The following is a 22,033-nucleotide window of genomic DNA, read 5'->3' as shown; positions in this document are numbered from 1 at the left end:
TCGCCACACCCCTCCAATGCTAAAAATTTTATGTAGTAACAGGCCATTTTATATAATGAAATAATGGCTGCATTTATCACACAGCTAACCACTCTTTTCAGTCTCACTATATACCAAATTCAACCATTAACATCGTACAACTTATACTATGCCCTGTCAAAAATAAGGGTATCACATTCTGTCTGTTTACTGTTGCAATATGCTATAGTAAATAAGTAGATTTTTTCACAATTCAACATACTTCGAAAGGTTTCGTAAGCAAGCAAGTTAGCGAACCAAAGAAAAGGAGCAGCATATGAGTGAATTTAATGAACAATTTATTATTTCTATTTTTATTATCGCGATCGGTTTTTTATTGAAAAAATCAAACATTGTAAAAGAAGAAGATGGAGAGGGGATTGCAAGAATTATCTTCAACCTTACATTACCGTGTCTGATTATAGTGACATTTAGTGATGTCGCTTTCACATCTTCTCTTTTTTATCTCATTCTCATTTCCTTTTTTTATGGCATTATGATGGGGTTTCTTGCATTATTTATTTTTAGAAAACAAACAAGACAGGACCGCGGGATGTTCAGTATGATGGTGCCCGGTTTGAACATCGGGCTTTTCGCGTATCCGCTTGTTGAAGGAATGTGGGGATTCGAAGGACTGAAATATTTTGGAATGTTTGATGTGGGAAATGCCTTTATTGTATTTGGTCTCAGTTATATTATTGCAGGAATCTATTCAGAAAATACAGGGGTAGTAGAAGCAAGAGGGATAATTTATAAATTAGCAAAATCGATTCCATTACAAACCTATTTAATTATGTGTTTGATCAGTATATTTAATTTTACAGTACCGTCCATCATTGTCGATGTTTCCAGTGTCATCTCCATGGCGAATATGCCGTTATCTTTATTACTGCTAGGTTTATATCTGAACTTTTCATTTGCAAAAGGGTACGGAAAATTGATTACAACTTTTTTAGCGACAAGATATGGAATTGGCTTAGTATTAGGTTTCGTCTGTTATTATTTTCTGCCGGTTGATGAGATGTTCCGTTTCACATTATTAGTTGGCTTTATTTTGCCGACATCCATGTCAGTACTGCCGTATTCGATCCTTTTCGGATATAACCAGCGCCTAGTCGGCACTGTTTCTAATATGACGATGATGATAAGCTTTATTTTAATATGGCTGATTGTCAACATAATAGTCTAATAGATTGAAAGGATGTGTGTAATTTGTTTGATTTAACATTATTGGAGTGGGTGGTCATCGTCTTTTCTGCGATGTTAATCGGATTCTCGAAAGCAGGCGTAGCAAGTATGGGGATACTTGTTGTCACCATTTTCATGATCATTTTCCCTGCCAGAGAATCTGTCGGAATCTTACTTCCATTATTAATAGCCGGGGATATTTTTGCCGTAACATATTACCGGAAAAATGTTGTCTGGAAGTATTTATTTTCGCTTGTCCCATCTGTTTTAGCGGGAATATTAGCCGGTTATGCTGTATTGAGTTTCGTGACAAGTGAACAGTTGAAACCAATGATAGGTATACTTATTCTTGTATTAATCTTATTACATATTAGCAGAGACCGCCTTGGAGAGAAATTCAATCAAATGCTGCCAGAGTCGAGATTTTTCACATTTGTGATGGGAGCATTAGCTGGTTTCGCCACAATGATTGGTAATGCTGCCGGTGGGGTTATGGCCATTTACTTCCTTGTCAAAGGACTTCCCAAGAAAGAATTTGTCGGTACAGGGGCATGGTTTTTCTTATTTGTGAATTTAATTAAAGTACCATTCTATATTTCACTTGGAATCATCACATTAGAGTCTATTACATTTAACTTATGGTTAATTCCTGCCATATTAATAGGAGCAGTAATAGGAGTGAAAGTGTTAAAGGTGATGCCACAACGCTTATTCCAGATCCTCGTACTGGTTTTTGCGGCAATCGGAGCGGTACGCCTTATCATTGGGTAAATGTTCTGATTTGTTGAAAGAATTTTCGAATGAGCAGGGAAAGAAAATTTCCATATAAAATGGATCAGTAATTCGATTTCCTGATGACAAAATATGTCTATAAAATCGTATGAAAAATTTCGACAAAATTCTGAAATTTTATGGTATGATGTTTTTAGTCAATTAGTTGAACAGTTTTGGAGGTTTCATATATGAAGGATAAACGTTTAGAAACGTTATTATTACATGGTGGCCAGACACCAGATCCAACAACAGGATCGCGTGCTGTTCCGATCTATCAGACGACATCTTATGTGTTTGATGACACGGAACATGCGGAAAAACTATTTTCTCTACAGGAAAACGGGAATATATACAGCCGTCTAATGAACCCGACATTGGATGTTTTTGAAAAAAGAATGGCACTTCTCGAAGGTGGAGCAGCTGCCGTGGCAACAGCCTCAGGTATGGCAGGGATCTCCATGTCCATTTTCAATATTGCATCAGCAGGTGATGAAATTGTTGCGGCTACAAATATTTACGGTGGTACATATAATCTGTTTGCAATAACTTTACCTCGGTATGGAATAAAAGTTCATTTTGTTGATCCAACAGATCCGGAAAATTTCAAGAAAGCAATCAATCATAAAACCAAAGCACTATTTGCTGAAACGATAGGAAATCCAAGCTTACACGTATTAGATATTCCGGCAGTGTCCAAAGTGGCGCATGATGCGAATATACCGTTAATTGTTGATAATACCTTTGCAACCCCGTATGTTTGCAGACCGATTGAACAAGGGGCAGATATCGTTGTCCACTCTGCAACAAAATGGATTGGCGGACATGGTACTTCCATTGGCGGAATTGTGGTAGATGGGGGCAATTTTGACTGGAATCAGTCGAAGTTTCCTGGATTTATTGAACCTGACCGCAGCTATAATGGGATTGTTTACGCAAAAGACTTTGGAGATATAGCATTTGCAACGAAATTACGTGTGCAGTTACTTAGAGACCTTGGTGCATGTTTAAGTCCTTTCAATGCATTTCAGTTATTACAAGGGCTGGAAACATTGAATTTACGAGTGGAACGACACAATAAGAATGCATTAGAACTTGCACAAAAACTGGAACAGCACCCTGCAGTGAGTTGGGTAACCTTTCCTGGACTTCCATCCCATCCTTCTCATCAATATGCAAAAGCTAATTTGGAAAATGGATTCGGATCTGTCGTAGTATTCGGTATAAAAGGTGGCAGGGAAGCAGGAAGTGCCCTCATTAACAACATGCAATTATGGTCACATTTGGCAAATGTCGGTGATGCAAAAAGTTTAATCATTCACCCTGCAACAACGACTCACTTGCAATTATCGAAGGAAGAATTGGAATCATCAGGTGTATCAGAAGATATGGTCCGCCTTTCCGTTGGATTAGAAAATATTGATGATCTGTATGAAGATTTGGATCAATCGCTGCAAAAAGCAACAGGAATCAACCAGCAGGCAGCACCAACTAGCCAGACTGGTAACAATACGGAAGATATTGTCCAATTACTGACAGCAGAAGTAATCAAGCAATTACAGCAAAAAAGAATCTAATCATCAAGAGCTCCAAATTATTTTTAAAGAAATACCTTTCAGATACACCGTGCCGTTTATATATAGAAGATCGGGTACGTTTATCACAATATAATCTTACAGGGGGAAAAACAGATGAAAAGTTCAAAACTTTTTGCGCTATTATTTGCAGCATTTTTAGTGTTATTTTTAGCAGCATGCGGTAGCGGCAACGAAGAGTCAACATCCGGCAGTACGGATGAAGCAGACACAGAAAGTACAGAAACAGAAGAAAGCGATGCTTCTGCTGAAGGGTCTGCTAGTTTAGAAGGATTACCAGAAGCATTCCAGCAGGAACCATTAAAAATAATGGTTGTCCGCAAAATTGGCGGTGATGATCACACAGCACAATACCTTGCAGGAGCGCAACAGGAAGCAACTGCTTTAGGGATGGAAGTTGAAACTTTCTCCGCAAATGGAGATACTGCGAAATTCCATGACACTATTCAGCAAGCAATTGATCAGAAGTATGACGGATTAGTTATCTCACATGGTGATGATGCAGCTACTGCTGATTTAGTACAGGCAGCAAGAGATGCAGGTATTGAAGTAGTTACATTTGATTCGATTGCAGATTTAAAAGAAATCGAAGGAGTAACACTAACATCACAGGATGATGAAGCATTAGCTACATTAGTATTAGATAAGCTAGTGGAAGAACATGAAGCTGAAGCGAATATCGGTTACCTTTGGGTAGACGGTTTCCCGCCAATGGTGAGAAGAAATAACATCTATACACAAGTAACAGAGGAAAACCCTGGTATTGAAGAATTAGAACGATTTGGTGTAGCGACAGATAATACAACTGTTGATACACAAAATGCGGTAGCTGCATGGTTGAACAAATATCCGGAAGGAGAAATGGATGCCATCTTTGCTACATGGGATGCATTTGCTACAGGTGCGACACGTGCACTAATGGAAGCAGGACGTGAAGAAATTGATATCTATGGTATCGATGTATCCAACGCAGATCTTCAGTTAATGCAGGAAGAAGGAAGCCCTTGGAAATATACGGCAGCAGTTGATCCAACATTAATTGGTGCAGTTAACGTTCGTTTACTTGCGAAAAAACTTGCAGGCGAAGAAACTCCACAGGAATATTCTTTAGAAGCAACATTGATTTCTCAGGAAGAACTAAATGCTTCAGGTGAAGAAGTAAACATGCAAACATTAGCGAATGTTATCGAAGGCTGGGGCGAGTCAGATGCGTTCCTTGAAGACTGGATGGTTACATTAAAAGAAAATAACGCTAACTAAACACAAAAAGATAGAAAGCAATCGTCATAGACGGAGTGCTTTCTATCTTTTACATATTAATTACTACCAGACTAATATGACTTAAATAGGTAAGAAAATTTCTATTTTTTGAGTGCTAAAATACTGCAAGTGGCAAATAGCCGCTTCCCGCGTGAAAATCTTCAAAAGTAAAGTAGGTGAGAATGATGACAATGGCTTTGGAAATGAAGGATATTACGATAGATTTTCCTGGTGTTAGAGCTTTGGATCAAGCTTCTTTTCAAATGGATGCAGGTGATGTTCATGCACTGATTGGAGCAAATGGGGCCGGTAAATCCACTTTAATGAAAGTCTTATCAGGTGCTTACACACACTATACAGGTACAATACTGATTGACGGAAAAGAAGTGAGTATCCGTTCACCGAAAGATGCAAAAGATTATGGAATTCAAATCGTTTATCAGGAAGTTGATACAGCACTGATTCCCTATTTAACTGTCGGGGAAAACATTATGTTAAACCATTTAGTCAGTGATATGGGAAAAAAGCAGTGGGTTAATTATCAGGAGATTCATCATAATGCAAGTAAAGTGTTAGAAGAGTTACAGATTAGTGTATCATCGAGACAGTTAGTCAGTTCATTAACATTAGCAGAAAAACAAATGGTGTTAATTGCACGAGCTATTTCAAGTAAGTGCCGCTTCTTAATACTGGACGAGCCAACAGCTCCTCTCAGTAAATCAGAAACAGATCAGTTATTCCGCATTGTAAGACAATTACAAGCAGATCATGTCGGCATTATTTTTATATCCCACCGGTTACAGGAACTATTCGAAATATGTGATAACATTACCGTTATGCGAAATGGAAGATTCATAAGTGAAGAATCGATTAAATCTGTTACAGTAAATGATATTGTTGAAAAAATGCTAGGTAAAAAAATGGATGAGCAATTCCCGAGAATGGAAAAGACGATTGGTGAACCTGTTTTTGAAGTAGCCTATTTAAAAGATACAGATAAAGTAAACGATGTAAGTTTCACAGTTCATTCAGGAGAAGTAATCGGACTTGCTGGATTAGTTGGTGCAGGAAAAACTGAAATTTGTAAGGCATTGTTCGGGGCTGCGGAAAAAGTGGAAGGTTCCATTAAACTGAATGGAAAAATAATCAGGCCGAAGACACCTAATCATGCTGTCAGACAGGGACTGGCATTTGTACCTGAAGAAAGGCGTAAGGAAGGCATCTTAGTTGAAGAAGATGTGAAAACAAATATTACATCAGCAAATTTAAATCAATTCACACGTTATTTCTCTTTCCTGAATTTTTCAAAAGAGAAAAAAGTTGCAGCACAGATGGTTGATCAGCTTGATGTCAAAACTCCAACAATTGAAACGAAACTGCAAAACTTATCTGGCGGGAACCAGCAGAAAGTCGCCATTGGTAAGTGGCTCGTGACAGATGCAGATGTATATATATTTGATGAACCAACGAAAGGGGTAGATGTTGGTTCAAAAAAAGACATTTTCACCCTTATTTTAGAACTGGCGAAAAGGGGAAAAGCCGTCATTTACGCATCTGGCGAATTATCCGAAATTATCGGGATTACAGACAGAGCATACGTGATTTTTGATGGCCAGGTTGTAAAAGAAGTAAAAACGAAAGAAGTAACAGAAGAAGATTTATTATATTATTCGACAGGGGGAAGGGACGAATGAGTTCGAAGTCCGGTGATGCAAATCTGTCTTCTCCAAAGCAGGGAAAGAGTGGATTTGATTTTTTTCAGTTTCTATATAAGTATGGCACCATTATAACGATAGTTTTATTAATCATTATTTTCTCGATTGCAAACCCGTCATTTTTACAAATGAATAACATTATTAATATCCTAAGGTCGATTTCCATTGTAACCATTATTGCAATCGGACTAACAATCTCTTTATCTGTGAATGGTTTCGATTTATCTATTGGGTCTGTTGCTTCACTGGCAAATGCAGTCGTAATATCTATGTTTGTCTGGCATTCACAGCCAACCGTAATTGCGATCATTGTAGCCCTTGTTTGTGCATTGCTCGTAGGTCTCCTGAACGCATTCCTTATTGTAAAAGTACGCATCCCTGATATGCTGTTAACATTAGCAACTATGTTTGTCGTTCAGGGGGTAGCTTTAACTTATACTAGAAGTGCCACAATCTCAGAGAATATGATTATGCCTGACGGTTCATATGCAGAAGGGAAAATTCCTGACACTTTTGGTATGATTGGTAAGGTACCATTAATTATTATTATCATGTTTGTGATCGTTATTCTAGTACATATTTTCTTAACATATACGAAACACGGCCGCTATATGTATGTCATTGGCGGAAACCAGGAAGCTGCGAGGTTATCTGGTATTGCGGTAAACAAGTATAAAGTTCTGGCATATGTATTATCAGCACTCTTTGCAGCAATTGGCGGGATCGTCCTGGCATCTAGGGTAATGACAGCAGAAATTAATGCGGGAAGTTCCTATTTAATGGATGCCGTTGCTGCAGCATTTATCGGACTGTCCGTGCTTGGTGCAGGGAAACCAAATGCATTTGGTACATTTATCGGGGCTGTGTTAATTGGTATTCTAGCTAACGGTCTAGTAATGATGTCTGTACCGTATTATGCAATGGATATTGTAAAAGGTGCAGTGTTCGCGTCAGCACTCGCGTTAACTTATTACAAAATGAAATAGGAGGGTTTTAACATGACAGACTTTTCTACGGAATATTTTACAATGAATGAGGAACAGGCAATTGAATATGCGAAAGAAAAACTGGATTTCTTTAAACAAGATGCTGAACTTACCTGTAAAGAAATTGGGGATGGAAACTTAAACTATGTTTTTCATATTGTTGATGGAAAATATGGTGATTCGATCATTTTAAAACAGGCTGGTCCTGTTGCACGTATTTCTGATGAGTTTAAACTCTCACCAGACCGTAACAGAATTGAAAGTGATATTTTGAAAATTCAATATGAATATGTTCCGGATCATACACCGAAAACCTATCAATATGATCCTGTAATGAATTGTTTTGCGATGGAGGATTTGTCAGATTATGAGATTATGCGATCAGCATTAATCAAGCATGAAATCTTCCCTGACTTTGCTGACCATATTACAACATTTATGGCGAAAACCTTATTGCTGACTTCAGATGTAGTAATGGATCATAAGAAAAAGAAAGATCTTGTGAAAAGTTTTATTAATCCTGAACTGTGCGAGATTAGTGAAGATCTCGTTTATACAGAACCTTTCTATAACTGTGAACGAAATGAAGTATTTCCAGCTACACGTCCATTTGTTGAAAAAGAGATCTGGGCAGATGATGTATTACGACTGGAAACAGCCAAATTAAAATTTGAGTTTATGACAAATGCGCAGTCACTGATCCACGGTGATTTGCACACAGGTTCTGTTTTTATTAAACAGGGGGCAACAAAGGTGATTGATCCGGAGTTCGCATTCTATGGCCCGGCTGGTTATGATATTGGAAATGTTGTGGCGAATTTGATTTTTGCTTATGCAAATGGACAAGCTACGATTAAAGAAGAAGCGAAAAGAAACGAATTCACCTCATATATTTTACAGTCAATTGAAGATGTTATTGACTTATTTAAACAAAAGTTCGGAAAGCTTTGGAATGAAACAGATATGGAGCTTGTTGCTACTTATGATGGTTTCTATGAATATTACTTAAACAATATTTTAAAAGATACAGCAGCAGTTGCTGGACTGGAACTTTCCCGTCGCATTATCGGGCTCGCGAAAGTTGCGGATATTACTTCAATTGAAGATGAATCTGACCGCCAGCAGGCAGAAGAGAATTGCTTAACTGTTGCAAAATATTTTATTTTGGAACGCGGTCAGTACAAGACAGGTGCTGATTTTGTCAGCCTGGTGAAAAAGGTGTTTCAATAAGGAGGGGACAACATGACAGAACATGTAACAGTCATTGAATCGGTCAAGCTCGATGACAAAAACGATACGATCATTTTATTAGATCAAACACAACTGCCGAATAAAAAAGTATTCCTTGAATTGAAAACAGTCGATGATGTCTGGGATGCGATTTATCATTTAAAAGTCAGAGGAGCGCCTGCGATCGGGATTGCTGCGGCATATGGGATTTATCTTGTGACAAAGAACAGTGACGCCAGCAGTTACGAGGAGTTCGCTCAGACTTTTTCCAAAATGAAAGAGAAATTAGCTTCATCCCGTCCGACTGCTGTCAACTTATTCTGGGCATTGGACCGGATGGAGGCAAGGCTTGAAAAAGAAAAGGCTCAATCCATTGATGTGATTAAACGAGCATTGAAAGAAGAAGCTGATCTGATTAAGAAGGAAGATGAAGAGGTTTGTGAGTCTATTGGTCAATATGCGCTGGAACTACTTGAACCGGGAATGGGCTTGCTTACCCATTGTAATGCAGGTACCATCGCAACGGCAAAGTACGGAACAGCACTTGCACCAATCTATCTCGGTCAGGAAAAAGGGTACGATTTTAAAGTATATGCAGATGAAACAAGACCGCTATTACAGGGCGCAAGGCTTACAGCTTGGGAACTGGATCAGGCTGGTGTTGATGTGACACTGATCTGTGACAACATGGCTTCGATAGTGATGAAGCAGGGCAAGGTGCAGGCAGTGCTTGTTGGATGTGACCGTGTAGCAGCAAATGGTGATGCAGCGAATAAAATCGGTACATCTGCTGTGGCCATTTTGGCAAAACATTATGGAATTCCGTTCTACGTATGTGCACCGATGTCGACAATTGATTCAAAATCAAAGACTGGTGACGATATTGAAATAGAGCTTCGTTCAGAAGAAGAAATTAAGACGAAATGGTACAGTGAGCCAATGGCACCAGAGTCTGTGAAAACTTATAATCCTGCATTTGATGTGACGGACAGCTCTTTAATTACAGCGATCATCACAGAAAAGGGAATTGTTTACCCGGATTATGAAGAAAATTTAGCAAAAATTTTCGCTGAGTAAGTGTTAAAGGAGGTGCATGAGATTGTACCAGAAGAAATATTACAGTGACTTTGAGGCAAAGAAATTAATTTGCGATATAGGAAAACGTGTCTACCAGAAAAACTTCGTTGCGGCAAATGATGGAAACATCTCTGTGAGGGTAGGACCTGATACGATATGGACGACCCCTACAGGTGTTAGCAAGGGATTTATGACACCGGATATGATGGTGAAAATGAATCTAGACGGGAAAGTACTTGCAGGTAACAGAAAGCCGTCTTCTGAAGTGAAAATGCACTTACGTGTCTATCGTGAAAGTGAAGAAACAAATGCGGTAGTCCATGCCCATCCGCCTGTGGCTACATCATACGCCATTGCGGGAATTAATCTGGAAAAACCAGTTTCTCCTGAGGCAGTTGTTTTGTTAGGGAGAATTCCGGTAGCGCCATATGCTACACCGGGTACGGAAGAAGTACCTGATTCGATCACTCCGTTGATTAAAGACCATCATGCCGTACTTTTAGCTAACCACGGTGCGTTAACATGGGGAAGGGATTTAATTGAAGCATATTACCGGATGGAATCATTGGAGCATTACGCTTTAATGTTAACATATTCAACCAATATATTGAATAAGGCGAACGAACTGAACTGTAATCAGATTTCCGATTTAATTAATATCCGGAACAATATGGGGATTAAGACTGGTGGCGTTCCTCCGTGTGATATTACGGAACAGCCACCCCGCCAGCAGGAACCAGACAAAGAAGCAGTCATTCAGGAAATTGTCGAGAAAGTTACCAATCGTGTGATCGAACAATTGCAGAAAGGAGGAGCAATTTAAATGCAGTTAAATGAAAAAGACATACAGACAATTGTTGACTCTGTACTGAAAAACGTAGAGTCAGTACTTGATAAAAGTCAACAGACTAATCAGACACCAACACCAATTAAGATGAAACAGTTGTCTCCTCAAAATTTAGCTTCAAGCGTTACAAGCCGATCTAATGCTGATGGAGTGTTTGATAATGTTGATGATGCGATTAATGCGGCACATGAGGCACAACGTAAATGGATCAATGAGTACAAAATAGAAGATCGCGGTAATATAATTTCAGCAATTCGTGAGGCTGTAAAGCACAAGGTTGAATATTTTGCTAAAGCTGCTCTTGAGGAAACTGGACTGGGCAACTATAACGACAAATTAGCAAAACTCAGCTTAACAGTTGAAAAAACACCAGGCACAGAAATTTTACAAACAGAAACTTTTTCAGGTGATAATGGTCTCACTTTTGTTGAGCAAACACCATATGGCGTGATCGGAGCAGTGACACCTGTAACAAATCCTGTTGATACGATAGTGAATAACGGGATTGGCATGATTGCGGCAGGAAATTCTGTTGTATTCAATGTCCACCCTTCAGCAAAAAAAGTATCGACAGAGATGGTGCAATTGCTAAATCAGACGATCGTTAAGGCTGGTGGACCTGCCAATCTTTTAGCAATGGTGAAAGAGCCGACGATTGAGACTGTTCAACAGATTGCCAATAACAAGCATGTTAGACTCCTTGTTGGAACTGGCGGTCCGGGCATGGTGAAAAGCCTTCTGAAATCTGGCAAAAAAGCGATTGGAGCAGGTGCAGGAAACCCGCCCGTAATCGTTGATGAAACAGCAGATTTGAAACAGGCAGCAAAAGATATTATTGAAGGAGCATCTTTTGACAATAACCTGCTATGCATCGCAGAAAAAGAAGTATTTGTATTGGATCAGGTTGCAGATGATCTTATTTTTGAATTGTTAGCAGAAGGTGCGTATATGCTGGACCACCGACAAGTGGAACAGGCAATGCAGCTTACTCTGAAAGAAAATAAAGATGGCATTCCTGGCGGCTGTTCTTATTTGGCAAGAGATTATCTTGTATCAAAAGATTGGGTCGGAAAAGACGCTTCCCTTATTTTAGAAAATATTGGTGTATCGAATGTCCAGACAAAACTGTTATTATGTGAAGTAGATGCAAATCATCCATATGTTCAGTTAGAACAGCTTATGCCCATTTTACCAATTGTCCGAGTTAGATCTATTGATGAAGCAATTGAAAAGGCGGTTGAAGCTGAACATGGAAACAGACATACCGCTGTTATGCATTCCAACCATATTGGGAATGTAACGAAATTTGCTAAAGCAATTGGAACAACTATTTTCGTAAACAACGGATCTTCTTTGTCTGGTGTTGGATTCAAAGGGGAAGGTTTTACGACAATGACGATTGCAGGTCCGACTGGTGAGGGAGTTACTTCCGCAAGAAGCTACACAAGACAACGCAGGACAGTTATCGCCAATGGCGGTTTCAATATAAAAGGGTAGGTGAACCGTAATGGCGAATGCAGTTGGACTACTGGAAGTGTTAGGCTACAGTGTGGCTCTTGCAGCAATGGATCAGGCATGTAAAGCAGCAGATGTTAAAATCGAAGCAATGGATTGTAATAACCCAGCATCAGGAGATCAGGCTTCTATCCCTGTAGTTATCCAGGTGAAATTTACCGGGAATGTCTCTGATGTGAGAATTGCTTTAGACGTGGCAAGAACAGAAGCAGGTAAATACATTACAGATGATGAGATTGTGACAAGATTAATCAGTCATCAGGCACCAGGGCTTGAGAAGTTATTAGCAACAGGTAAGGTGAAATTACCATAATGACAGGCAAGGGGAATAAACGATGTATCAGTCGTTAGGAATTATTGAAGTAGAAGGCTTAGTTACCGCAACCTCTGCAATTGATGCAATGTGCAAACATGCATTTGTGGAAGTTGTTCATATAGAAAAAACAGGTTCCGGATGGGTTACCGTACTGATTCAAGGCGACTTAGCGTCAGTACAGGCGGCATTGGAAGTTGGAGCTGAAACGGCATACCGACATGGACAAGTTGTGGCGGTGAAGAGTATCCCCCGGCCTGATGAAGAGCTCTATGGCAAGCTGATACCGAAGGCAGGTGACAGTTGATGAAAAAATATGAAGCGATCGGTGTCATTGAAACAAAGTATTTCGCCGTTGGGATGGAAATGTTAGATCAAGTTAGTAAAACAGCTGCAGTTGAATTTTTATCAAGTCAGAATCAACTAGGCGGCAAACTTGTATCAATAATGATTGGCGGTTCGATTTCTGATGTAACACTGGCAATCGAAACAGCAAAACAGGTAAATGAAAGAAAAACAGACAGTCCATTAAAAAATGCGGTAGTGATAACGAACCCGCATGAAGAAATATTGCGCTTTGTCGTTCCACAGCCGAAACAAGTTGCTAAAAAACGACCAGCAAAACCAAATACAGCAAAATCAACAAAAAAACAAGAGGATAAACCTATAGAGGAGGAAAATAACAATGAGTGATTCATTAGGAATTATCGAAACAAGAGGATTAACAGCATCAATCGAGGCAGCAGACGCAATGCTGAAAGCAGCAAACGTAGAAGTAGTAGGAAGCGAAAAAATCGGCTCAGGTCTAGTATCAGTAATTATTAAGGGTGATGTAGGTGCAGTGAAAGCAGCAACAGAAGTAGGTGCAGAAGCAGCAGGACGAGTAGGCGAAGTAGTAGCGGTCCACGTGATCCCAAGACCACACACTGATGTAAACAAGTTACTTAAACTGTCTTAATTATTAAATTAGGACCATTATTTTGCTAGAGAAGTAAGAGAGTAGCAGGAGATTTGATTGTGAAGCAGATATCAGGACGAAATCTGCGGAAGAAAAGCAGGAGATTTGGTAGTGAAGTGGAAATCAGAACGAAATCTGCGGAAGAAAAGCAGGAGATTTGGTTGTGAAGTGGGTATCAGGACGAAATCTGCGGAAGAAAAGCGGGAGATTTGGTTGTGAAGTGGGTATCAGGACGAAATCTGCGGAAGAAAAGTAGGAGATTTAGTTGTGAAGCTAAGATCAGGACGAAATCTGCGGAGGTAAAGCATAAGATTTGGTTGTGAAGCTAAGATCAGGACGAAATCTCAAGAGGAAGCACAGGAGATTTAGTCGTGAACTGAAAATCAGGACGAAATCTCAAGAGGAATAACGGTAGATTTGGTTGTGAAGCGGAAGATTTGTTCTTAAACCGATTATCATACCCAAATCTCAGCAGGCTCAGCAAAAGAAACATCCATTAAATATGAAAAATCTAATAATAAATCCAAGGAGGAAATACAATGAGTGATTCATTAGGAGTAATCGAAACAAGAGGTTTAACAGCATCAATCGAGGCTGCAGATGCAATGTTAAAAGCAGCAAACGTAGAAGTAGTAGGAAGCGAAAAAATCGGTTCAGGCCTTGTATCAGTAATTATCAAAGGGGACGTTGGAGCAGTAAAAGCTGCCACAGAAGTAGGGGCAGAAGCGGCAGCTCGCGTAGGCGAGGTAATCGCAGTCCACGTGATCCCAAGACCACATGGCGATATCGCGAAAATTTTACCAGACTTTGCTAAATAAAGGATGACATCATATGACAGTTAAGGGAAACGAAACACTTTACCGAGCAATCCGTGATGCTGTCATGGAAGAAATAAAAGCACATAACATTGAGCTGGTCCAGGAAAAGGATCAATTCATACCAGTTAGTGTTTCGGCAAGACATATTCATTTAGAGCAAAAACATGCCGATTTTCTGTTTGGCAAAGGTTATACATTTACAAAGCATCGGGATATTTCACAGCCAGGTCAATATTCCTGTGTGGAGCAAGTAACTATCAAAGGTCCAAAATCGAAAATGGATCGGATCCGTGTTGTTGCACCGCTCAGAAAACAGACACAAATTGAAATATCGAGAACTGATGCGATTAAGTTAGGTGTTAATCCGCCTGTAAGGCATTCTGGTGATTTAAAAGGATCTGCTCCATTGACTGTAATCGGACCGAAGGGGAAGATTGAACTGGAGGAAGGCTGTATTATAGCAGACCGCCATATCCATATGTCACCAGCTGATGCCAGCAGGTATGGTGTAGAAAATCACCAGAAAGTAAAAATAGAAGTTGACGGGGAAAAAGGCGGCATGATGTATGGTGTGACGGTTAGAATAAGTGACCGTTATGCGTTAGACATGCATATTGATACGGATGACGCCAATGCATTTGGGATTAAGGGTCAGGAATACTTAAAATTGATCAAGTAAACCTTATCCAGTTATGGAGGTTTATTGTATGGTAATTGGAAAAGTGGTAAGCAGAGTAATTTCGACAAGAAAATATGATACATTACAAGGCTATAAATTATTAGTGATTGAGCCGTTCAATGGTGAAAATAAAGAATGGTTTGTCGCAGCTGATACGATCGGCGCAGGGGAAGGTGAGCTCGTTTTAGTGAGTTTTGGCAGTGCCGTACAGCACGCATTACCTCAGCATGCTCCCATTGATGCGATTGTTGTAGGCATCGTTGACCAGGAACCAAATATCCAAATCAAAGAATAGTTTTACGAATAGGAGACATATGTCATGAAACTAATCGTAATTGGAGGAGTAGCAGCAGGAATGTCTGCTGCTTCCAAATTAAAGCGAGTTAATCCTGAGGCAGAAATTACGGTATATGAGAAGGGTGACTATGTATCTTATGGTGCATGCGGTCTCCCTTATTATGTTTCAGGCGAAAATAATGATCATACAAAAATGATTGCACGTACTAAGGAAGAATTCCGTGATCGTGGAATAGACGTCAGAACACGGCATGAAGTTGTTAAAGTAGCACCAGAAAGAAAGCAAGTAATGATTAGAAACTATGAATCTGGTCAGCTTTTTATTGATCACTATGATAAATTGATGATTGCGACAGGGACCATGCCAATTGTTCCGCCATTTGACGGTTTAGAACTTGGTAATATCCATGTATTGAAAACAATGGAAGATGGAATTCTGTTAAAAGAAAAAATAAATAAGCCGCACATAAACAATGTAGTCATTGTTGGGGGTGGTTATATCGGGATTGAGCTTGCCGAAGCGATGCATACATTAGGTAAAAACGTGCGTATCATTGAACAAGCTGACAGGATTTTAACCCCATTTGATCCTGAAATTACTGAAATAGCAACAAAACACCTGCAGGAAAAGCAAGTTGCACTCCATTTAAATGAAAGTGTGAAAGGTTTCTCTGGAGATAAATATGTACAAAAGGTGATGACAGACAAGTCCAGCTATGATGCTGACTTAGTCATTGTGTCAATTGGTGTTAAGCCTGCCACACAATTTTTACAGGGAACAGACATTCAACTTGCTGGTAATGGAGCAATAGTAATTGACAGGGAAATGCGTACAACTGTTGAGGATATTTATGCGGCAGGTGACTGTGCGGAAGTGTATCACTATGTAAAACAGGAGAATGCATATTTACCGCTTGGAACGAATGCGAATAAATGCGGACGGATTGCTGGTGAAAATATCGCCGGGTCTCATCAAAAATATATTGGTACATTAGGCAGTGCTGCCGTAAAAATTATTGATCTGGAATTAGCAAGGACGGGACTGTCTGAACAGGAAGCAAAAGATTTAGCTATTGACTATACAACAGAGTTCGTCAAAGCAGCAAATCACCCTGGTTATTATCCTGGTCAAAAGCCGTTATGGATTAAAATTATTTGTGAAAAACGCACGAAGCGGATTTTAGGTGCACAGGCAATTGGTGAATCAGGGGCAGTATTGCGGATAGATATGTTTGCCATTGCGATTCAAAACAATATGCCGGCAGATGAATTGGGAATGACAGATCTCTGCTATGCCCCGCCATTTGCAGGGGTATGGGATGCTGTGCATATTGCAAGCAATGCAGTGAAATAGTTAGCAAGCTGGAGGTGAAGATTTTGTCAAAATTACAATCATTGAAAAAAGCAGTTGAAACAATTGCTGACCAGTCAACACTTGCCTTAGGAGGAAACGTGTTACACCGGGCCCCAATGGCGTTTGTCAGAGAGCTTGCGAGGCAGGAGAAAAGTGGATTGAAACTTGTGAAAACAGCCGGTGCCCATGATATTGACCTGTTATGTGCAGCAGGATCTGTGGCAACTGTTGATGCCGGATTTGTCAGTTATGAGACAGTTTACGGGCTGCCACCGCATTACCGCAAGGCTGTCCAGACAGGTATGGTAAAGGCAAATGAACATGCATGCTATACAGTAATAAGCGCACTTAGAGGGGCATCAGCAAATGTCCCATTTATGCCTGTGAGCGGTTTAAAATATGGGGATTTAATCGAACATAATGATTACTTTGTTGTCGTAGAAGACCCATTTACTGGTGAGCCAGTCACATTAGTCCGCTCAATTTTTCCTGATGTTGCGGTTATTCATGTACAGCAATGTGATGAAGAAGGTAATGCGATTATTGCCGGGCCGAAATTCGAGGATGTATTAATGTCACGGGCAGCGGATCGAGTAATAATAACAACAGAGCAAATCGTTTCTCCTTTCCAGATTAAGCAAAATAAAGACAAGATTGATATACCAGCATTTTTAGTGGATGCTGTCGTCCATGTTCCCGGTGGAGCAGCTCCCACATCATGTTATCAAAAATATGATGTTGACGAGCAGCCGCTGCGCAAGTTTCTTGGATTAAAAGAAAAACAGGAAGTAGCAGAGTTTATTAAAAACTATGAGCGAAAAGATTATCAACAGGAGAGGGGGACAAGAGTATGGTGAATTACCGGATAAGTGATTTAATGACATGTGCTATAGCAGATATGCTTGAGGATGGGGAGACAGTTTTTCATGGAGTTTCCTCCCAAATGCCAATGGTAGCCATGCACTTAGCGAGAAAATTACATGCACCTAACTTAGTCCACCTTAATATACCTGGCGGAGTGAATCCTGGTACAGTTAAACAGTCTTCCTATTCTTCTGCAGGTGCGGATTTAGTCGAGGCAGGAGAGTCCTATTTTCCGCTTGATCAGATCTTTGACTTATCAATGCGTGGCAAACTGGATGTTGCTTTTTTGGGCGGCGTTCAATTTGATGTGAACGGGAATGTCAATGCATCAGTCATTGGGGATTATCATAAGCCAAAAGTCAGGTTACCTGGCGGTGCAGGGAGTGCTGTATTAATTCCTACAGCAAAAAAGGCAATTATTTGGCGAACAAAGCATGACCCGAGAACTTTTGTGGAAAAAGTAAATTTTGTTACGACGAGAGGGAATTTGTGGAAAATTATAACACCACTTTGTGTATTTGTATTTAAAAATGGAAAATTGCAGCTTGATTCTATCCACCCGCATACAACACTAGAAGAAGTTCAGGCACAGACTGGATTTAAGCTGATCTATGATGAGATTCGTTATACTAAGGAACCTACAGCAAGACAGCTGCAGACTTTAAGACAAATTGATCCATATGATTACAGATCGACAGAGTTCTAAATTTTCAGAATTTTGTCGAAAAAAGATTGATTTTATCCTAATTGTTCTTTATAATCACGATATGTAAAAAAGCCTAAATGGCCTAGATAAAAATTAGGGGGACTATCGAATGAGAAAAAAAGTATTATGGCTTTTTTCTGCAGTTCTGATCGTACTTTTAGCAGCATGTGGTACGAGTAATGAGAGTGGATCAGCAGAAGAGTCAAGCAATGGTGGAGAAAGTGAAGCCTCGAATGAGGAAGCAAAAACAGTAGCAGTTGTTTTAACAGATCAAATTGGTGTGAACCCGTTTTTCCAGCAAATTTCTGACGGTGCGACAAAAGCAGCTGAAGAAACAGGTTTAGAAGTAAATGTAATTGAATCTTCTGATCCAACAGAAATTGAACAAAACCTACAGGTGGCAGTAGCAGATGGATATGATTTAATTTTAACGGCAACATTTGATGCAGTGGATGCATTAACCCGTGTTGCTGAACAAAATCCTGATCAGGACTTTGCCATTATTGATGCAGTTGTAGACTTGCCAAATGTAAAAAGTGCGGAATTCCGTGAGTATGAAGCAAGTTTCTTATTAGGTGCAACTGCGGGACTTTCTACCCAGACGAATACGGTAGGAATTGTACTTGCAATGGATGTTCCTTTACTTGATAAATATAAAGTAGGGTTTGAAGAAGGAGTTGCCCATGTAAACAGTGAGGCAGAAATTCTATCAAGCTATGTTGGAAGTTTCGAAGATCCAGCAAAAGCAAAAGAGATTGCATTACAACAGCATGCGAATGGTGCAGATTTCATCGCTGCAGCAGCTGCAGTTAGTGATTTAGGGGTATTTGAAGCGGCAGCAGAAGAAGGATTCTATACTTCCGGACAGGATATTGACAGAACCGTTAATGATCCAGAACATATCGTTCTATCACAATTAAAAAATACAGATGTTGTAGCTTACGATTTTGTGAAAGAATATGGTGAAGGTGAATTCACAACAGGAACACAATCTTTCGGCCTTGCTGAAGGAGGAGTAGGTGTAACTTTCGTGACAGCAGAGTCTGAATCTGAACTAAGTGATTTCATCGGCCAGGAAACAATTGATGAAGTAATTGCAATTAAAGATCAAATTATCTCAGGTGAAGTAGAAGTACAAAATCCACTAGAGCAAGAATAAATGTTAAACACGGGCTGCTTTCATTATAAGCAGCCCATTCTTACTTATAATCTATCAATTTCCTGTTTGAAGTTATATTTTTATACATATCATGCTTTCTTCTTACTATCTGAATAAAGAAGGTGAATTCAAGTGTTATTGGAACTGAAAGGAATCACAAAAAAATATGGTGACTTTACTGCAAATGACCATATAGATTTTTCATTAAATAAGCAGGAAATTCATGCGATTGTAGGAGAAAATGGTGCAGGGAAAACCACTCTTATGAGAATGCTCTATGGCATGGAAAAACCAACATCCGGTGAAATCGTCATTGCTGGAAAAAGTAAAACTATAGACAATCCGAATGATGCGATCGCATTAGGAATCGGTATGGTTCATCAGCACTTTATGCTGTTTCCCCCATTTACGATTGCCGAGAATGTCGTCTTCCATCATGAACCAAGAAAAAGCTGGCGCTATGACCGGAAGAAAGCAGCAGAAGAAGTGAGCCAATTAGCAAAAAAGTTCGGAATGAATATTGATCCGTTACAAATAGTCGGCGATGCACCTGTCGGGATTCAACAGCGTGTAGAGATATTAAAAGTATTGTATCAAGGTGCCGATGTCATCATTTTAGATGAACCAACTGCTGTGTTAACACCACTCGAAGTAAAAGACTTGCTGGCAAGCTTGCGTGAATTAGTGAAAATGGGCAAGAGTATCATTTTAATTACCCACAAATTAAATGAGGTAATGGCAGTATCTGATCGAGTCACTGTATTAAGAGACGGAAAAGTAACCGGAACACTGGAAACAAGAGAGACAAATCCGGAAGAATTATCCCGTTTAATGGTTGGAAGAGAATTGAAGAATAATCCGCTCCCGGAAAAAGTGAAGGGAAAAGAAGTACTTTCCATCAAAAATGTAAGCATGACAGACAAAGACTCAGGAAAATCATTATTGGAAAATATCTCTTTTCAAGTTCAGCAAGGAGAAATAGTCGGCATTGCAGGAGTATCCGGTAATGGCCAGTCAGAACTTATACAGGCAATTACAGGTCTGGCATCAGTTCAAAATGGTTCTGTCACATTAAACGGAACTGAACTGACAAACCAGTCAGTTAAGCAGATTAGAGAGGCAGGACTTGCTCATATACCGGAAGACCGTTACTTATGGGGCGCAGCAAAAGAAGCAAGCCTAGTCGACAACATGATGATGACAGACTATGTGAAGCAAGAGTTTCAAAAGTCAGGTGTCTTAAAGTTAAAAAATATTCGCAAGTATGTAACAGATAGTATAAAGAAGTTTAACGTAAAAACAACTTCGATAGATACAAGCGCCCAATTTTTATCAGGGGGGAACTTGCAAAAATTAATCGCTGCACGAGAAATTCAGAAGAATACGCCATTTCTCCTGGCTGCTGAACCGACCAGGGGAGTCGATATTGGGGCAATGGAATTTATTCACGAGCAGCTGATTGAAAAAAGAAACAATGGTGATGCCGTTCTGCTGATCTCCTCAGAGCTATCAGAAATTCTGGCATTATCAGATCGTGTGTTAGTTATGTATGAAGGGAAAATCGCCGGAGAGTTTGAGCGCAATGAGGCAAGTGAAGAAAAACTTAGTATATTAATGGCAGGTGGTAGGAATGAATAAACTAAAAACTAATGCCACGCTATTTATTCAGCCAATTTTAGCAGTAATTGTAGGGCTTTTAGTCGGAACAATTGCCATCATGCTCTCAGGGGAATCCGTAGCTGTCACATACCAGGAGATGTGGAAAGGGGCTTTTGGAAATCTCTACTTTTTAACAAACACGTTAGAAAGGGCAATTCCGATCATCCTGGCAGGTTTAGGGGTTGCTTTTGCCTTCCGTGCCGGTTTCTTTAATTTAGGTGCTGAAGGGCAATTGGTGATGGGTGCAGTCACAACAGCAATCATAACCGTTTCCCTGCCATTTCAAGGCTTGCTGAATATGATAATTTCAATTGTGGCAGGTATGCTTATTGCAGGGCTCTATTCATTCTTCGCAGGGTGGATGGAACAGAGATTTCAAATTAACCTGCTTATCTCTACATTATTACTAAATTACATAGCTGTATTGTTTGCTGGGTATTTAGTTAGTGAGCCTTTCCGTGATACGTCAAGTGCAGGTGGTGTCCCGCAAACGGTGATGGTTGATCAGGCAAGCCGTCTGCCGAAGCTAATTACAGGAATGAATCTGCATTATGGCTTCGTTATTGCGATTATCCTGGCAATAGTCATTGCATTTATTATGAAAAGAACAACATTTGGCTATGAAGTAAAAATGCTTGGCCAGAATGTTTTCTTTGCACAATATGGCGGGATTAACCGTAAAAAAACAATGTTCATCAGTCTGTTAATAAGCGGAATGCTTGCAGGTCTTGCAGGAAGTGTGGAAGTACTTGGGATGCATTACCGTTTTATAGAAGGAGCATTATCAAATCCTCAGTTTGCCTGGACTGGCTTAATGGCTGCATTGCTCGCGAACTCCAATCCTGTTGGTACAACCATTGTAGCAATCTTTTTAGCAGCACTTGATACAGGTTCCTTAGGTGTGGAAAGAAATACAGATGTGCCGAATTCTATTTCAGGAATCATCCAGGCTGTATTAATTTTGTTTATCTCAGCAAAATTCAGTTTTGAATTTTTAAAACAAAGAAAGAAAGAGGGGAAATAA

Annotated in this window: 23 protein-coding genes; all 23 read left to right on the top strand. The window is 39.8% G+C overall.

The genetic code is table 11. The annotated features are described in order from the left end of the window. Positions 1–295 precede the first annotated feature (295 nt). The 23 genes from BMW36_RS05980 to BMW36_RS05870 all read left to right on the top strand — a co-directional run bounded on the left by BMW36_RS05980 (position 296) and on the right by BMW36_RS05870 (position 22,033). Positions 296–1,207 (top strand): AEC family transporter, encoded by a 912-nt coding sequence (locus BMW36_RS05980; protein WP_089739953.1) that lies wholly within the window; start codon positions 296–298, stop codon positions 1,205–1,207. Between the two features lie 23 nt (positions 1,208–1,230). Next, entirely contained in the window at positions 1,231–1,977 is a 747-nt protein-coding gene (locus tag BMW36_RS05975; protein ID WP_245711599.1) for a sulfite exporter TauE/SafE family protein, read from the top strand. 191 nt (positions 1,978–2,168) lie between these two features. Further along, positions 2,169–3,554, top strand: a complete 1,386-nt coding sequence (locus BMW36_RS05970) for an O-acetylhomoserine aminocarboxypropyltransferase/cysteine synthase family protein (RefSeq protein ID WP_089739952.1) — start codon at positions 2,169–2,171, stop codon at positions 3,552–3,554. 114 nt (positions 3,555–3,668) lie between these two features. Continuing rightward, complete coding sequence (locus BMW36_RS05965) at positions 3,669–4,832, top strand: sugar ABC transporter substrate-binding protein (RefSeq protein ID WP_089739951.1); 1,164 nt, start codon at positions 3,669–3,671, stop codon at positions 4,830–4,832. A gap of 182 nt (positions 4,833–5,014) precedes the next feature. Beyond that, complete coding sequence (locus tag BMW36_RS05960) at positions 5,015–6,526, top strand: sugar ABC transporter ATP-binding protein (protein WP_342707253.1); 1,512 nt, start codon at positions 5,015–5,017, stop codon at positions 6,524–6,526. Then, on the top strand, positions 6,523–7,533 hold the full coding sequence (locus tag BMW36_RS05955; RefSeq protein WP_089739949.1) for an ABC transporter permease: 1,011 nt from the start codon (positions 6,523–6,525) through the stop codon (positions 7,531–7,533). Before BMW36_RS05960 ends, BMW36_RS05955 begins: the two co-directional genes overlap by 4 nt. 12 nt (positions 7,534–7,545) lie before the next feature. After that, positions 7,546–8,763, top strand: coding sequence for an S-methyl-5-thioribose kinase (gene mtnK, locus BMW36_RS05950; RefSeq protein WP_089739948.1), 1,218 nt, complete (start codon positions 7,546–7,548; stop codon positions 8,761–8,763). A 12-nt stretch (positions 8,764–8,775) separates the two neighbouring features. Then, a complete protein-coding gene (gene mtnA, locus BMW36_RS05945) occupies positions 8,776–9,840 on the top strand; it encodes an S-methyl-5-thioribose-1-phosphate isomerase (RefSeq protein WP_089739947.1) in 1,065 nt (354 codons plus the stop codon). A gap of 16 nt (positions 9,841–9,856) precedes the next feature. Next, on the top strand, positions 9,857–10,663 hold the full coding sequence (locus tag BMW36_RS05940) for a class II aldolase/adducin family protein (protein ID WP_089739946.1): 807 nt from the start codon (positions 9,857–9,859) through the stop codon (positions 10,661–10,663). Then, on the top strand, positions 10,664–12,184 hold the full coding sequence (locus BMW36_RS05935; RefSeq protein WP_089739945.1) for an aldehyde dehydrogenase family protein: 1,521 nt from the start codon (positions 10,664–10,666) through the stop codon (positions 12,182–12,184). 10 nt (positions 12,185–12,194) lie between these two features. After that, positions 12,195–12,515 (top strand): BMC domain-containing protein, encoded by a 321-nt coding sequence (locus tag BMW36_RS05930; protein WP_089739944.1) that lies wholly within the window; start codon positions 12,195–12,197, stop codon positions 12,513–12,515. 22 nt (positions 12,516–12,537) lie between these two features. Then, on the top strand, positions 12,538–12,822 hold the full coding sequence (locus BMW36_RS05925; RefSeq protein WP_089739943.1) for a BMC domain-containing protein: 285 nt from the start codon (positions 12,538–12,540) through the stop codon (positions 12,820–12,822). Beyond that, positions 12,822–13,208, top strand: a complete 387-nt coding sequence (locus BMW36_RS05920) for a BMC domain-containing protein (protein WP_089739942.1) — start codon at positions 12,822–12,824, stop codon at positions 13,206–13,208. Before BMW36_RS05925 ends, BMW36_RS05920 begins: the two co-directional genes overlap by 1 nt. Next, complete coding sequence (locus tag BMW36_RS05915; RefSeq protein WP_089739941.1) at positions 13,201–13,473, top strand: BMC domain-containing protein; 273 nt, start codon at positions 13,201–13,203, stop codon at positions 13,471–13,473. The genes BMW36_RS05920 and BMW36_RS05915 overlap by 8 nt, the downstream gene beginning before the upstream one ends. A gap of 539 nt (positions 13,474–14,012) precedes the next feature. Then, on the top strand, positions 14,013–14,291 hold the full coding sequence (locus tag BMW36_RS05910; RefSeq protein ID WP_089739940.1) for a BMC domain-containing protein: 279 nt from the start codon (positions 14,013–14,015) through the stop codon (positions 14,289–14,291). 13 nt (positions 14,292–14,304) lie between these two features. Further along, a complete protein-coding gene (gene pduL / locus BMW36_RS05905; RefSeq protein WP_089739939.1) occupies positions 14,305–14,970 on the top strand; it encodes a phosphate propanoyltransferase in 666 nt (221 codons plus the stop codon). Positions 14,971–14,998: 28 nt separating this feature from the next. Beyond that, positions 14,999–15,265 carry a EutN/CcmL family microcompartment protein gene (locus BMW36_RS05900; protein ID WP_089739938.1) on the top strand — a complete coding sequence of 89 codons (267 nt, stop codon included), beginning with the start codon at positions 14,999–15,001 and terminating at the stop codon, positions 15,263–15,265. Between the two features lie 24 nt (positions 15,266–15,289). After that, positions 15,290–16,621 carry a CoA-disulfide reductase gene (locus tag BMW36_RS05895; RefSeq protein ID WP_089739937.1) on the top strand — a complete coding sequence of 444 codons (1,332 nt, stop codon included), beginning with the start codon at positions 15,290–15,292 and terminating at the stop codon, positions 16,619–16,621. Positions 16,622–16,635: 14 nt separating this feature from the next. Then, a complete protein-coding gene (locus tag BMW36_RS05890; protein WP_245711597.1) occupies positions 16,636–17,478 on the top strand; it encodes a CoA transferase subunit A in 843 nt (280 codons plus the stop codon). After that, positions 17,472–18,191 (top strand): CoA-transferase subunit beta, encoded by a 720-nt coding sequence (locus tag BMW36_RS05885; RefSeq protein ID WP_089739935.1) that lies wholly within the window; start codon positions 17,472–17,474, stop codon positions 18,189–18,191. Before BMW36_RS05890 ends, BMW36_RS05885 begins: the two co-directional genes overlap by 7 nt. 109 nt (positions 18,192–18,300) lie before the next feature. Beyond that, positions 18,301–19,350, top strand: coding sequence for a BMP family lipoprotein (locus tag BMW36_RS05880; RefSeq protein ID WP_089739934.1), 1,050 nt, complete (start codon positions 18,301–18,303; stop codon positions 19,348–19,350). Between the two features lie 132 nt (positions 19,351–19,482). Then, the gene (locus BMW36_RS05875; protein WP_175480366.1) at positions 19,483–20,988 is read left to right on the top strand and encodes an ABC transporter ATP-binding protein; all 1,506 of its coding nucleotides are present in this window, start codon (positions 19,483–19,485) and stop codon (positions 20,986–20,988) included. Beyond that, on the top strand, positions 20,981–22,033 hold the full coding sequence (locus BMW36_RS05870; protein ID WP_089739932.1) for an ABC transporter permease: 1,053 nt from the start codon (positions 20,981–20,983) through the stop codon (positions 22,031–22,033). Before BMW36_RS05875 ends, BMW36_RS05870 begins: the two co-directional genes overlap by 8 nt.

It is taken from the genome of Gracilibacillus ureilyticus (assembly GCF_900111195.1).
Classification (GTDB): domain Bacteria; phylum Bacillota; class Bacilli; order Bacillales; family Amphibacillaceae; genus Gracilibacillus; species Gracilibacillus ureilyticus.
Note: the sequence above shows the minus strand (reverse complement) of the source record. Positions and strands in the feature narration are given on the sequence as shown.